We start from the raw sequence: 13,089 nt of genomic DNA, 5'->3' as shown, positions 1-13,089 counted from the left end.
CTATGCCGATGTTCGCCGACAGCCGTGCCCCGGCAGAGGCCGACAGGTCAATGGGAACGACATATGCCGAACAGGCCGAAGGACCGCATGTGAAGCGCTTTCCCTATATTCGCTGGACGATCATCGGCCTGTTCGTCGCGGCGATGGTCATCAACTATCTGACGCGCAGCATTCTGGGCGTCGCCGCGCCCGCGATCATGGCTGAACAGCATATCTCGTCCGCCCAATATAGCTGGATCACCGGCGCCTTTCAGTTCGGCATCATGTTTCAGCCGGTGGCGGGCTATCTGCTCGACCTGTTCGGCCTGAAATTCGGGTTCAGCCTGTTCGTCGCGATCTGGTCGTTGATCACGCTGGGCCATGGTTTCGCCAATGGCTGGCTGGGCTTTGCCGGGCTTCGCGGCGCGCTGGGGCTGGTCGAGGGTTCGGCGCAGCCGGCGGGGATGAAGGTCGTCGCCGAATGGTTTCCGGCGCGCGAGCGCGGTGTGGCGGGCGGCATCTATCAGATCGGGGCGTCGTTCGGCGCGGTCTTTGCGCCGCCGCTGGTCGCCTGGGCGGTGTTCCATCATAGCTGGCGTGCGGCGTTCTTCGTGGCGGGCGGGCTGGGCCTGCTCTGGGTCCTGGCCTGGCTGTTCTGGTATGCGCCGCCCGCGCGCCACCGCTCGCTATCGACGGACGAGCGCAACCTGATCGTCGGTGGGCAGGAGGCGTCGCTCGCCAAGCATCGTCGTCGTCCGCCTTTGGGCGAACTGCTCCGCCGCCGGAACCTGTGGGCGATCGCGGCGGCGCGGTTCTTGGCCGATCCGGTCTGGGGGATGCTGTCGCTGTGGATGCCGCTCTACCTCGTCCAGGCGCGGCACTTCGATCTGACCCAGATCGCGCTGTTCGCCTGGCTGCCCTTTCTGGCCGCCGATCTGGGGTGCCTGTTCGGGCCCGCCGTGGTCGCCTTCCTGCAACGGCGCGGCGTCAACCTGATCGACGCGCGGCGCGGGGCCTTCACGCTCGGCGCGGTGCTGATGACCGGCATGATGTTCGTCGGCAGCGTGAACAGCCCGGTCGCCGCCGTCGCGCTCCTGTGCCTGGGCGGTTTCGCGCATCAGACCCTTTCGGTGACCGTCATCACCCTATGCTCCGACCTGTTCCCGCAGGATCAGGTGGCGACCGCGACCGGCGTGTCGGGGACGGCGGCCAATCTGGGCGTGCTGCTCTTCACCTTGACGCTCGGCTCGCTGGTCGATCAGGTCGGCTATCAGCCCTTCTTCATCTTGCTCGGCCTGCTCGATCTGGCAGGCGCGGCGCTCCTCTGGACCTTGGTGCGAAAACCCGCATGACCCCGATCAATCCGATTTTGCGCGGCTTCAACCCCGACCCCTCGATCGTGCGCGTGGGCGAAGACTATTATATCGCGACCTCCACCTTCGAATGGTATCCGGGCGTCCAGATCCACCATAGCCGCGATCTGGTGAACTGGACGTTGGTCGCGCGCCCGCTGAACCGTGCGAGCCAGCTCGACATGCGGGGCAATCCCGATGGATGCGGTGTCTGGGCGCCCGATCTGAGCTACAAGGACGGGCGTTTCCACCTGATCTTCACCGATGTGAAGCGTTATGGCCGCACCACGGTCGACGGGGCGAAGGGCGCCTCGTTGCGCGACTTCCACAATTACTGGGTCTCGTGCGACCGGATCGACGGCGAGTGGACCGACGCCGTGCATCTGAACAGCAGCGGCTTCGACCCGGCGCTGTTCCATGACGATGACGGGCGAAGCTGGCTGCTCAACATGCTGTGGGACCATCGCCCGGACCGCAAGCGTTTCGCGGGGATCGTCGTCCAGCAGATGGACCTGTCGAGCGGTCGGTTGCTGGGCGAGCGTCGGCTGATCTTCGCGGGCACGGAACTGGGCTTCACCGAGGGGCCGCATCTCTACAAGCGTGACGGCTGGTATCATCTGCTCGTGGCCGAGGGCGGGACCGAGCGGGGGCATGCCGTGGTGATGGCCCGCTCGCGCACCCTGTTCGGGCCCTATGAGGTCCACCCGGACGGCCCGGTCCTGACCGCGCGCCACGATCCCGCCGCACCGCTGCAACGCACGGGCCATGGCGATCTGGTCGAAACGCCGGAGGGCGAGACCTGGATGGCCTATCTGTGCGGTCGTCCGCTACCCGGCAGCGATCGCTGCGTGCTGGGGCGCGAGACGGCGATCCGGCGGATGCGCTGGGACGCGGATGGCTGGTTGCGCTGTGCCTTGCCCGATGCCGAGGTTGGAGCCGTCGCAGCCGTGAACGAATGCGACTGGTTCGACGGGCCGATACTGCCGCCCGCCTTTCAGTGGCTTCGTACGCCCGAACCCGATCGGCTGTTCAGCCTGACCGAGCGGCCCGGTCATTTGCGGCTTTATGGACGCGACACGATCGGCAGCCATTTCGAGCAGGCGCTGGTGGCGCGGCGCCCCACCGCGTTTCGTTATGACGTCACCACGCTGGTCGCGTTCGAGCCCGAGCATTTCCAGCAGGCGGCGGGGCTCGTCTGCTACTATAACAGCACCAAATATCATTATCTCCACATCACCGCCGGGGATGAGGGCGAAAAGCTGATCCAGCTCCTGTCCGTCCTGCCTACGGGCGAGGGGCAGAGCCTGATCACGCCGTCGCTGGTCGCGCCCGCCGGGCCGGTGGAACTTCGCGCCTCGGTCGACCATGAAACGCTCCGCTTCGCCTTCCGGGCGGAGGGCGCGGAGGAATGGCAGTGGCTGCCCGAGACATGCGATGCCAGCCTGTTGTCGGACGAAGCGACGCTGGCGGGCCTGCCCAATTTCACGGGAACGTTCGTCGGTATGGCGTGTCAGGATATGGCCGGGACGGGGCACCCAGCCGACTTCCGCTATTTCCGCTATCGGGAAGAGTGATGGAGGGGATTGTCGCCGGTCGCCTGACGGCATCGCCGCCATGGGTGGCGAACCGGCGATAGTCGCTTTAGGCTGATCGCAAATCCGGCCGAACAGGGGAGAGGGAAGCATGGGCAGGACAGGCTTTACACGCATCATGGCCGGCATGATGCTCACCCTGGCTACCCCATGCTTCGCTCAGGACGCACCTCCCTCGCCAGGTCCGCTACTCGTCGCCGCCGACTTGCGCGAAGGCACCGACTTGTCGGGGCCATGGCATTATTCGATCGACCCGTTCCGCTCGGGCATTTCGGGCTTTCACGGCGGCATGCCCGATACGGGGCAGCAGCGCTGGCGCGACGTCGATGTCCGCGCGGCCATGGCAAAGGACAGCCGGGTCCTTTACGAATTCGACCTCGCCCATTCGCCGCTCGCATCCTTGCCGTCTTCCTGGCTGACCCATGCGCCGGAACTGCGCCATTATGACGGGCTGATGTGGTATCAGCGGACCTTCGCGGCGCCCGAGACGCGAAAGGGCCGCTATTTCCTCCGCTTCGGCGCGGCCAATTACGCGACCATCGTCTATCTGAACGGCAAAGAGATCGGCCGACACGAGGGCGGCTTCACCCCCTTCGCCTTCGAGGTGACGCGAGCCCTGCGCGACGGTCAGAACCAGATCACCGTCGGCGTCGACTCGCAGGCCAACGAGGCCACCGTCCCGCCGCCCGTCACCGATTGGGAGAATTATGGCGGCATGACCCGCCCGGTCCGGCTGATCGCGACGGCCGATACCTATGTCGACGATGCCTGGGTGCGGTTGACCCGCGACGGGCGGATGGCGGTGGACGTGCATCTCGACGGTCCGCAGGCCGCCAATCGTCCGGTGCGTCTGAAGATCGCCGAACTCGGACTGGACCGGGCAGGGACGACCGATGCCCATGGCAACTGGCGCGCGACCATGGCTGCCCCGCGCGCCCTGATCCGCTGGTCGCCCGAGGGGCCCAAGCTCTATGATGTCACCGTCACGTCGGGCGAGGATCGGTGGCACGACCGGATCGGTTTCCGCACGATCGAGCGGCGCGGGGCGGATATCCTGCTCAACGGCAAGCCGATCTTCCTGCGCGGCATTTCGATGCATGAGGAGGAACTGGGCGTCGATCCCACCCGCGCGATCACCTCGGCGGCGTCCCGCGCGCTGCTCAGCGAGATCAAGGACGGGCTGCACGGCAATTTCGTCCGCCTGGCCCATTATCCGCATTCGGACGTCACCGTGCGGATGGCCGACGAACTGGGGCTGATCGTGTGGAGCGAGGTGCCGGTCTATTGGCGCGTCGCCTGGTCCAATCCCGATACGCTGGTCCGCGCGCGGACCATGCTCGCCGAGAACATCCTTCGCGACCGCAACCGTGCCTCGGTGGCGATCTGGAGCGTCGCCAACGAAACCCCGGTCACCGATGCGCGCAACAGCTTCCTGCGCACGCTGGTCGCCGATGTTCGCCGCCTGGACGATACGCGGCTGGTCAGCGCGGCCTTGCTGGTCGAGCGGGGGGAGGGGGCGGACCACCCGGTCATGACCTTAGCCGATCCGCTGGCCGAGGTGCTCGATGTCATGGCCATCAACACGTACAATGGCTGGTATTCGCAGGATCGCCTGTCCGACCTGGAGCGCAGCGAGTGGCATGTGCCCGCGGACAAGCCCCTGATCTTTTCCGAGTTCGGCGCGGATGCACGGGCTGGCTTCCACGATCCCGCCAACAAACAGAAATTCTCCGAGGAGTTCCAGGCCGATTACTACCGCGCGACGCTGGGCATGACCGATCGCGTGCCGACGCTGCGCGGCATGTCGCCCTGGATCCTGAAGGACTTCCGCTCGCCCCGCCGCCAGAACCCCGATTTCCAGCAGGGCTGGAACCGCAAGGGGCTGATCTCCGAGACCGGGCAGCGCAAGGAGGCTTTCGATGTGCTGGGCGACTATTATGCGCGCAAGGCATCCTCTCGATAGACGGTGTTCCAATCCGTTGAACCCATAACCTGGGTCACGGCGTTGAGCCCGCCATGACACAAGAAGACGAAAAATGGATGCGCATGGCGATCGACGTGGCGCGTTCGAAGGGCTCCGATCCCTCGACCTCGCCGCTCGGCTCGGTGATCGTTCTGGACGGCCGCGTCATCGCCGCCGAGCGTAATCAGACGCACGAACTGCCCGACGCCACCGCCCATGCCGAAATGATGGCGATCCGGCGTGGCTGCGAAGGGGAGGGGGCGCTGGAACTGCGCGGCGCGACGCTCTATTCGACGCTTCAGCCCTGCGGCATGTGCACCATGGCGTCGATCTGGTCGAAGGTCGGGCGAGTCGTGTATGGCGCTGGCCGCGATGACGTGCATCCGATGTATTTCGAGGCAAGGCATGTCGACACGCTCGGCTTCATTGCCGACGCCCATCGCGACGACATCGTGATCGAGGGCGGATGCCTGCGGGCGGAATGCGCCGAGCTCTACTACCCGCCCGATGCGGACCTGCCCGTCGAGGAACAGGCGAACCTGTAATCCCCCGAAATACCCCTTGCGCCTGCCGCCCCGCTTCCCCTAAGGGCAACCCCCTGTCGGGGAGTGGCGCAGTCTGGTAGCGCGCCTGCTTTGGGAGCAGGATGTCGCAGGTTCGAATCCTGTCTCCCCGACCAACTCACGCTAAGCTGTTGATTTCACGTCGCCAACCCGGCGATCGGGAACCGTTGTACCCACGGTTGTACCCCTCGCTGTACCCATCGGGGGCAATGACGTGGGATTGCCGAACCTGAAACTGCGTGGCGGCAGCTATCATTGGCGGCGCAAGATCATGGTGGCTGGTCTGCCGCTGCCGCTCTCGATCTCGTTACGGACGGGGAATTATTCCCGTGCCCGCGCTATATCTGCCCGACTGAGTGTCGCAGTCGAGGGTTTGCGCATGGCCTATGGTCAGTTCACCGGCATGAGCCGCGAGCAGATAAAGCAGGTGTTCAGCGACGCCTTGCGCTGGCAGCTCCAGCGCATCGAGCAGGATCAGGTCGGCAGCCCGGCGGACCCGGGCGACCACGCCACCGCGAACTCGCTTCATGCCGAGGCATGGGAGTTCCTCGCCCGCGGCGGTATCGCGGCGCGCTGGACGCTCGACGAGCATCAGCGCCTCGTTGCGAGCGGCTGGAGCCCGGCACAAGCCAAGACCGTGGCGAACATCATCTTCGACCTCCAGAATGGCGGTGCCATCTCCGGCGACCAGGTGTCGAATTATAGCCAAGCCTTTGGCTTCCCCGTCACGGCCGAAAGCGTCGCGCGCGTCCAACGCCTCATCTGCAAGGCAAGGGCGGCGGCATGCCGCGAGGCGACGGCCCGGCTTTCCTGGGGCGAGGACGAAAGCGAGGCGTGGATCGACGAGGCACTCCGCGACGACACCCCCTTTGCCTTTGAAAGGTCTGAACCGGCCGCAGCTTCAGACGCCGGAACGCGGCGACCGGATCGAGCGTACCCCAATTAACCAGTTCTTTCAGCCAGAAGGCGATCCATGGCAGCCCGCTGCGCGGCCAGTCGTCAATGGTGAGCGCATCGACCGGTCCGCCGGCATCGCCGCTGAGCGACGAAAAGCGCGTCAGCACGGCATCCGCCGCGACGAACGACGACGCGGGTGCCTGCGCCTTCATCGCCTTCTCGATGTCGAGCAGACCCACGCCGTAAACCTGATCCACCCCGGGCGCGCCGAGATCGGTCGCGGTGTCGAGCAGGATGCGGCTGATTTCCTTGCCGCCGAGTTTGGGCCAATATTGCTTGAGCAGCGCGGCAGCGCCGGCGACCGCCGGGGCGGCGAAGCTGTTGCCATTCACCGTCACGTCCTCTCCATCCTTGCCGACGGTCGGAATACCGAGCGCAACGGTCGTCAGCGTGCGATCCGCCAGCGCGCCGGGCACGCCATTGTCGGTCGGGGGGCGCAAATTCTGGTCGACGCGGATCGCGAACAGGAACCAGTCCTTGTTGCCCAGATCGGTGCCGACGAGGTTCTCGACGATCTGGCCGGCGTAGCTGTCCTGCCCCTTGTCGTTCGACACCGAGTTGACGAACAGGCGGTTGTTGAGCCGGACCTGGTCCATCGCCCCGCGCTGGTCGGCGGCCATCATGCCGGTCGCGAAGCCGTTCAGGCTGAAGCTGATCGCAAACGCGCCCTTTTCGACTGCATAGCGGATGGCCGGAGCGATCAACGCGGCATTGGCCGACTCCGCTTCGGGAATCACCCCCGAGGTCGGGCTGGCGTTGTCCAGGTTCGGGCCGTTGATCTTGATCGCCAGGATCGTCGCGTCGGGCGCGACGCCGTGCATGCCGTTGCCATCACGCGCACCAGCCGCGATCGCGGCGATCTGCGATCCGTGCCCGACCTTGTCGTCCAGGCTGAAGCGGATCGTCTCGGCGGCGCAGTTGCCGCAGCGGGCGACCTTCTGTTCGAGCGCGGTGCTGTCGGCGGAAAGACGGCCTTTGAACTCGACGCCATCGACATCGATGCCGGTATCCATGATGGCAATGGTCACGCCCTTGCCGGTGATCCCGAGCGCCAGATGCTTCAGCGCATAGGCTCCCACCAGCGAGAGGATATCGCTCGGCTGCCATCCATGATCGAACTTCATGGTCAGCACGACCGCCAACAGCTTCTGGTGTGCCTTGACTCTCGTGTCATAGCCTTCGAACACCGTTTCCAGCGCATCGGGTTCGAGCGCGACGCCGGGGGCCACGACCAGCCTGCTCGTCGCGCAGGTGATCGGCCACAAGCCATCCGGCCCCCACGCCGCATCGCCGGGTTTGCTCGGCTGCAGCTTCGCGCGGGCGAGGTCGGCGGTGCTGTTCTTCCTGGTCTTGGCCTTCGGGCGCATCAGCGAAAAGCCGAAGTCGGGCGATGCCATCGGCTCGTTGTAGAGCATCGCGTCCACCGCCGACGGACTGATCCACGGGAGCGCCTTCATCAGCGGTCTCCCCACAATTGCGCGAGGAAGAGATCGGCCCGGTCGAGCCCGTCGACCGCCTCCTGATCGTCCCGTGCGGGCGGATGCGACGCGACCTGCAACCGACGCTCGGTCAGCTGCATCGAGGTGTACGGGTCTTCGCTGTCGTGCGGGTCCGGGACCAGCCACGCCTTGCCGGACGGCGACAGCCACAGCCGGCGGCCGTGGCACCAGACATTCTCGTTCCGCCGCCACTGGCCGTAAGCGATGTAGAGCGTGCGGCGGCCTTCGCTCGACGCTTTGACGACCAGCGCGTCGCACCTCGCTTCGCGCATGCCCCGGCCGACGGTCCGTAGATCGCCGCGTGACGGTTCGATCGACGGGACCAGCAGCAGGTCGGCGGAGGCAGCGTAGAACCATTCGCTGAATGGCGAGCGCAGCAGCAACCGGGTCGCCGGGTCGGATTGCCAGCCAACCAGCGTGGCGAGCGCCTGCGTCGCGGACAGCGCGCGCATCTGCGCCATCGCCCGCTCTTTGGTCATGATATACATGGAAGTCCTTGGGTCATTCGCGGGACGTGGCGGGCTGCACGCCACCGTCTCGCCTACATTTTCGCCTTCACGGCACAGCCGCAGGCTTTCCCCAATCTTCCTTCCGCCGGCCCCGGCGGCCCTTCCCGGATGCCCGCGACGGGCTAGCGCTCGGGGCCCTTGGTCGGAAGGCTGACCGGTGGCGCAGAGCTTGCCGGCCCCTTCGATTTCGCCGCCACCTGACCGACCTCGGCCGATACGGCGGCACCCAGCTTCCGCATCGTGACTGGCGCCGGGTCCGGACGATGCGCGTCCGTCGCAGCCCGCGACAGCGCCTGCTGAACGTCGGGATGATCGCCCCAATGCCGCAGGAGGGTCTGGATCGACTTCAGATCCGAGGCGCCTCCGAGATCGGGACCATGCGCCTCGATCGCGGCAAGCAGGCGCTTGATCTCCTTCGCCTGAAGGGCAGCGATCGCGTTCAATCGCTTCACGATCAGATACCGGAACCGGATGTTCTCGAGCAACGTCCGATCATCCGCCGACAGCGCGGCTGCATCGGGCTTCCTGGTCGCGGCGAGGATCGGAATTCGCTCCTCGGCAATGCGGCTCAGCAGCGCGTCGATGCGCTCGCGCATGTCGGGCGGCCCCTCGTCGAGCTGCGGGGCAATTGCTGGCGCTGGGTTCGGAGCGGCGCTCCTGCCATCGTCATTGGCTGCTCGCTGGGACGCACCACTTGCATTGGAGGCCATATGGCCGACCGGGGCTGGCGGCGCCTCATCGCGTTTCACCGGTCGCGAGGCACCGGTCCATACCCCCACCGACCTCAGCGATGGGGCCGAAGCGAGTGCGCCGACCGTTCGCAACGCCTGCTGTTCGGAGATCAGTTCGGCAGGCGGCGCAAAATCGAGGCCGGCCACCAGCTTCAGCCGCGCCTTCGCCCGTGCGAGTTCCGCCAGCCGGGCGTCGATCGCGACCTGCCGCAGGTGCAGTTCTCCGATCGCCTTGGCCGCCGCCAGGATATCCGCTTCGCCTTCGGCAATGGCAGCCTCGACCTTTGCGAGATGCGCCTCGGCTTCCCGTCGGCGCTTTTCGATGGCCGCCCGATGCTCAACGCTTCCGCCTTTCTGGGCAAGGGACATTTCGCAGTGATCCAGCGTCGCCTGCGCGCGGGATCGCGCTCGTTTACGGAGCCGGTCGTTCTCCCACGCGAGATCCCGCGTTTCCTCCAGCGCCTGTAGGACAACGCGGCGGTCCCGGATCAGTGCGGCGCCTTCGGGCGAGCCGGTGACGCTCTTCGCCAGCGCATCGTCCTGCCGTTGCAACGGCTTGAAGAAACTCTCGGTCCGCCGCCGTTCGGTCAGCGCGGCATATTGCCAGCTTGCCGCGGCATTGTAGCGCCCGATCACCGTCGGCACGCCCGCCCGCTCCAGCGCGGCAGCGCGGGTGCCAAGGTGCATCTCCGCTTCCTTTTCGATCCCGAGTGCCTCGTGCGACCGCGGGTCGATCCGGCGCTGAATGCCCCTGAGCGCCATCCTCTCGTTACAGATGGCGGCGAAGCGTTCGCGCAGGTGCGGCACGAAGGCCTTGCCGGCGATCGCGGCGTTGTAATGCTTCGGGCGCTTGTCGGGCGCGAGATTGCGAGTGACTTCGGCGATCTTTTCCTGTCGGTGCGGATAGCGAATGCGCGTTTCGCCTTTCCGCAGGAATTCCTCGATGACCTCGAAATCCCATTTATCGTGGTCGGCTATCCAATGGGCCGGGCGATCATGCGCGATGACGTGCAGATGGAAGTTGCGCCGATCGTTACCCGCCCCCGGTGCGTGGACCACCGCGGTATACATCATGCCCGTGGGTCTCCCCGCCGAGTCACGAGCGAAGGACCCGAGGTGATCGCAGAATTCGCGCACGATCGCGGCGCGGTCAGAAGCACCGAGTTCATGCGGCAGCTCGGCAACGTAGCGATACTGCGTGCGGCCGGCGGAGCCGGGGGTGAAGAAGACGGGCGGTTCCTCGTCCAGCCAGCCTGGTATCCGCCGCAGCACGTCGAGGATCGCCGCCTCGATCTTCTGACTGATCGCCCGCTCGCCGACCATCCCACGCCTCCGGCACGCCGTGCGATGGCGTGATGGTATCAGTGTGTAATGGATCGGTGCCGTCCGATAGACCCCCCATCGACACGGCCACCACCGCCTTCCGGATCACCCGCCTGCGGGTGAGGAGGACCGCGCCCGCCAGGCGCCAACCGGACCCGGCAATCGGGTCCGCGCACCAGCGTCGCTCGGGTTTACCCAGCGACGCGGTATTGCGCCTAAAGATTACCCGACCCGTAACGTGTGGCCCGCGCCGTTTCGTAGCACCGTTACAAACGTGATATGCAATTTTGACAGATTGACCGTGGGGGCAGGGCTATCGGCTTACTGATAGCTCAGTAAGCGGTGGTCGTGGATAGGGTAGCACAAAAATGTTGAGACTTATCGGGGCAGTAACGTCGATTGCAACGATCATCGGTGGCCCAGCTGTAAGCGAGGTAGAGGCACAGGTCGTCGACAGCGACGCCGTGCTGATTCGCGCGCTGGACCGGGCGTTCAAACCTGGCTTCCTAAGCACGACCGGCGTCCGTAAAAATGCGGACGGGACATATTCTCGTCTCGTCACGACGGGAGACGCAATCGCGAAACCGACATTTGACAAGCCTGTCGAAACCGCAAGATCCGCGTGCTCGGAAGTTGGTGGCAATCTAACACTTGCCTTAAGCGCTGGCCGATACGACCGTGACACCCCTCGAACCGTCCTCCGGGCGGGGGAACAACGACTAGATGTCGACTATTCATCGCTCTACGAATTGTTCGCCGGCTTCAACAGTGGCTGGTTTGGTGCCGGCTCCTCCGGTTTCAGGCGTATGTTCCGAACAAGCTATTTTGCCGAACGTGCGGCCAAACAAGCTGACGCTGCACCACCGTTTGGCGTGTTCCAATGCACATCATCAAAGGGTATCGGCTTATGGGCAATAGCCATTATGCCCAGTGGCGAGCCCTTCGCCTATGACCTGCCGATTAAGGTGACGCCGATTACGCAAGACTGGATCAGGGAACATCACCTGCAGTCGGCAAAGCGCATCGAAGCGGAGCGGCAGGCGCAGATCGCTGCTGATCGTTTGCGCCAAAAAGAAGAGGATTGGGCGAAGGCAGAGGCGGTTCGCTTGCGTCCGTTTCGTAAGGGCCTGAAGGTTGGCAGCCGCACCAATTGTGGAATAGTCATTGCCGTGCGCGACCCGCTCGTTCAGGTGCAATTGTCCCCGTACATTAGCGGGCCATCGGGAATCCGGGAATTCTGGGTGCCACGCGAAGAACTAACGGATGCGACACCGCCACGAGGCTGCGGCTTTGGGGAATGACGCCCGAATCCCGACATTGCTGAGAACTCTGGTCGGCAAGAGCCTGCGGCATGCCATGCACAACTCACAACCAAATAGGTTGTCGACGGGCCGGAGCGACCTGACTGTCTTTCCTGCGAGCAGGGCCCTGGAAGATCGGCGTGCGCGGGTCCGCATCGTGCCGCAAGCGGCCGAGGATGCGGTGAAGCGCATCCCCGGCGCCCAGCTGATCCGCCTCGACGATCTCGGCCATTCGCCGCAGGTCGAGGCGCCCGCCGTCTTCCTGCCCACCCTCCGCTCCGCGATGACGCCATGAGGCAGATGACCGGCGCTTTGGCGCTGCTACTCGCCAGCGGCTGTGATGCCGCCCCGGGACCGCAGCAACCGGCAGCGTCGCGCCCGCTCGAGACGCGCGGCCTCGACGGTGCCATCCTCGCTGACACCGTGGCCCAGGCCCGGCGTCTGCCGCGGATCCGCTCGCTGCTAGTGATGCGCGACGGGCAGGTGCTGGCGGAGCAGCGCATCAACGGCGGCCCGCCGCTCGACCGGCCGGTCAACATCAAGTCCGCGTCCAAGTCTGTGCTGTCCGCGCTGGTCGGCATCGCGATCGCGAAGGGCGTGCTGACCGGCGTGGACCAGCGCGTTCCGTCGGTGCTCGGCAGCGATGTGCCGCCTGATCCTAACCCGAGTCTTACCCTGCTGACCGTCGAGGATTTGCTGACGATGCGCGCGGGGCTGGAAAGGACGTCGGGCGAGAATTACGGGCGCTGGGTGTCCAGCCGCAACTGGGTCCGGTTCGCGCTGGCCCGACCCTTTGTCGATCAGCCCGGCGGGGCGATGCTTTACTCGACCGGCAACACGCATCTGCTGTCGGCCATGCTGACCCGGGCATCGGGGCGCGACACCCACGCCCTGATGCGCGATTGGCTGGCCGAGCCGCTCGGGATCGCGATCCCGCCATGGTCACGCGATCCGCAGGGCATCTACTTCGGCGGCAACGACATGCTGATGTCACCACGCGGCCTCGCACGGTTCGGCGAGCTCTATCGGCTGGGCGGCATGATCGACGGGCGGCGGATCCTTCCCGCGCGTTGGATCGAGGAAAGCTGGCCCCCTCGCACCGTCTCCCCGTGGAGCGGCGGGCAATATGGCTATGGCTGGTTCGTCGGGACCAGCCGCGGCCACCCGCTTCGCCTGGGGCTATGGCGGGCAGATGCTGTTCATCGTGCCGGACCTCAAGCTGACGGTGGTCATGACCTCCGATGCCGGCGGCGCGCGCGACACTGGCCATATCGCGGCGCTTAGCGCGTTGTTCGATGACGGGATCATTCCTGCCGCCGA

General features: G+C 65.6%; 11 protein-coding genes and 1 tRNA gene. 8 read left to right on the top strand and 4 right to left on the bottom strand.

Annotation, left to right across the window (positions count from 1 at the left end; genetic code table 11):
- The first annotated feature begins 2 nt into the window (after positions 1 to 2).
- The 5 genes from SM191_RS00270 to SM191_RS00250 all read left to right on the top strand — a co-directional run bounded on the left by SM191_RS00270 (position 3) and on the right by SM191_RS00250 (position 5,565).
- Positions 3 to 1,331, top strand: a complete 1,329-nt coding sequence (locus SM191_RS00270) for an MFS transporter (protein ID WP_341504426.1) — start codon at positions 3 to 5, stop codon at positions 1,329 to 1,331.
- On the top strand, positions 1,328 to 2,905 hold the full coding sequence (locus tag SM191_RS00265; protein ID WP_341504425.1) for a glycoside hydrolase family 43 protein: 1,578 nt from the start codon (positions 1,328 to 1,330) through the stop codon (positions 2,903 to 2,905). Before SM191_RS00270 ends, SM191_RS00265 begins: the two co-directional genes overlap by 4 nt.
- A gap of 241 nt (positions 2,906 to 3,146) precedes the next feature.
- The gene (locus tag SM191_RS00260; protein ID WP_341504424.1) at positions 3,147 to 4,886 is read left to right on the top strand and encodes a glycoside hydrolase family 2 protein; all 1,740 of its coding nucleotides are present in this window, start codon (positions 3,147 to 3,149) and stop codon (positions 4,884 to 4,886) included.
- A 53-nt stretch (positions 4,887 to 4,939) separates the two neighbouring features.
- Complete coding sequence (locus SM191_RS00255) at positions 4,940 to 5,431, top strand: nucleoside deaminase (RefSeq protein ID WP_341504423.1); 492 nt, start codon at positions 4,940 to 4,942, stop codon at positions 5,429 to 5,431.
- Positions 5,432 to 5,488: 57 nt separating this feature from the next.
- Positions 5,489 to 5,565: transfer RNA gene (locus SM191_RS00250), tRNA-Pro, on the top strand.
- 191 nt (positions 5,566 to 5,756) lie between these two features.
- Here SM191_RS00250 and SM191_RS00245 read toward each other — a convergent pair.
- From SM191_RS00245 to SM191_RS00230, 4 genes are all read right to left on the bottom strand, one after another.
- Positions 5,757 to 6,203 carry a hypothetical protein gene (locus SM191_RS00245; RefSeq protein ID WP_341504422.1) on the bottom strand — a complete coding sequence of 149 codons (447 nt, stop codon included), beginning with the start codon at positions 6,201 to 6,203 and terminating at the stop codon, positions 5,757 to 5,759.
- 4 nt (positions 6,204 to 6,207) lie between these two features.
- Positions 6,208 to 7,863, bottom strand: a complete 1,656-nt coding sequence (locus tag SM191_RS00240; RefSeq protein ID WP_341504421.1) for a S8 family serine peptidase — start codon at positions 7,861 to 7,863, stop codon at positions 6,208 to 6,210.
- A complete protein-coding gene (locus tag SM191_RS00235; protein WP_341504420.1) occupies positions 7,863 to 8,393 on the bottom strand; it encodes a hypothetical protein in 531 nt (176 codons plus the stop codon). Before SM191_RS00235 ends, SM191_RS00240 begins: the two co-directional genes overlap by 1 nt.
- Before the next feature lie 143 nt (positions 8,394 to 8,536).
- Positions 8,537 to 10,468, bottom strand: coding sequence for a MobA/MobL family protein (locus SM191_RS00230; protein ID WP_341504419.1), 1,932 nt, complete (start codon positions 10,466 to 10,468; stop codon positions 8,537 to 8,539).
- Positions 10,469 to 10,836: 368 nt separating this feature from the next.
- Between SM191_RS00230 and SM191_RS00225 the strand changes: the two genes are divergently transcribed.
- The 3 genes from SM191_RS00225 to SM191_RS00215 all read left to right on the top strand — a co-directional run bounded on the left by SM191_RS00225 (position 10,837) and on the right by SM191_RS00215 (position 13,053).
- Positions 10,837 to 11,769: a hypothetical protein gene (locus SM191_RS00225; RefSeq protein WP_341504418.1), complete on the top strand. Its 933-nt coding sequence runs from the start codon at positions 10,837 to 10,839 to the stop codon at positions 11,767 to 11,769.
- A 157-nt stretch (positions 11,770 to 11,926) separates the two neighbouring features.
- On the top strand, positions 11,927 to 12,064 hold the full coding sequence (locus tag SM191_RS00220) for an alpha/beta fold hydrolase (RefSeq protein ID WP_341504417.1): 138 nt from the start codon (positions 11,927 to 11,929) through the stop codon (positions 12,062 to 12,064).
- The gene (locus SM191_RS00215) at positions 12,061 to 13,053 is read left to right on the top strand and encodes a serine hydrolase domain-containing protein (RefSeq protein ID WP_341504416.1); all 993 of its coding nucleotides are present in this window, start codon (positions 12,061 to 12,063) and stop codon (positions 13,051 to 13,053) included. The genes SM191_RS00220 and SM191_RS00215 overlap by 4 nt, the downstream gene beginning before the upstream one ends.
- The last annotated feature ends 36 nt before the right edge of the window (positions 13,054 to 13,089 follow it).

This window comes from Sphingomonas sp. 2378, assembly GCF_038084995.1.
Classification (GTDB): domain Bacteria; phylum Pseudomonadota; class Alphaproteobacteria; order Sphingomonadales; family Sphingomonadaceae; genus Sphingomonas.
This window is presented reverse-complemented; position numbering and strand designations above follow the sequence as displayed.

What these genes read in the sequence shown, in the direction of transcription:
- SM191_RS00225 (WP_341504418.1), top strand. Translation starts at nt 10,837, where the DNA reads ATGTTGAGACTTATCGGGGCAGTAACGTCGATTGCAACGATCATCGGT.
- SM191_RS00240 (WP_341504421.1), bottom strand. Translation starts at nt 7,863, where the DNA reads ATGAAGGCGCTCCCGTGGATCAGTCCGTCGGCGGTGGACGCGATGCTC.
- SM191_RS00235 (WP_341504420.1), bottom strand. Translation starts at nt 8,393, where the DNA reads ATGTATATCATGACCAAAGAGCGGGCGATGGCGCAGATGCGCGCGCTG.
- SM191_RS00215 (WP_341504416.1), top strand. Translation starts at nt 12,061, where the DNA reads ATGAGGCAGATGACCGGCGCTTTGGCGCTGCTACTCGCCAGCGGCTGT.
- SM191_RS00255 (WP_341504423.1), top strand. Translation starts at nt 4,940, where the DNA reads ATGACACAAGAAGACGAAAAATGGATGCGCATGGCGATCGACGTGGCG.
- SM191_RS00265 (WP_341504425.1), top strand. Translation starts at nt 1,328, where the DNA reads ATGACCCCGATCAATCCGATTTTGCGCGGCTTCAACCCCGACCCCTCG.
- SM191_RS00270 (WP_341504426.1), top strand. Translation starts at nt 3, where the DNA reads ATGCCGATGTTCGCCGACAGCCGTGCCCCGGCAGAGGCCGACAGGTCA.
- SM191_RS00230 (WP_341504419.1), bottom strand. Translation starts at nt 10,468, where the DNA reads ATGGTCGGCGAGCGGGCGATCAGTCAGAAGATCGAGGCGGCGATCCTC.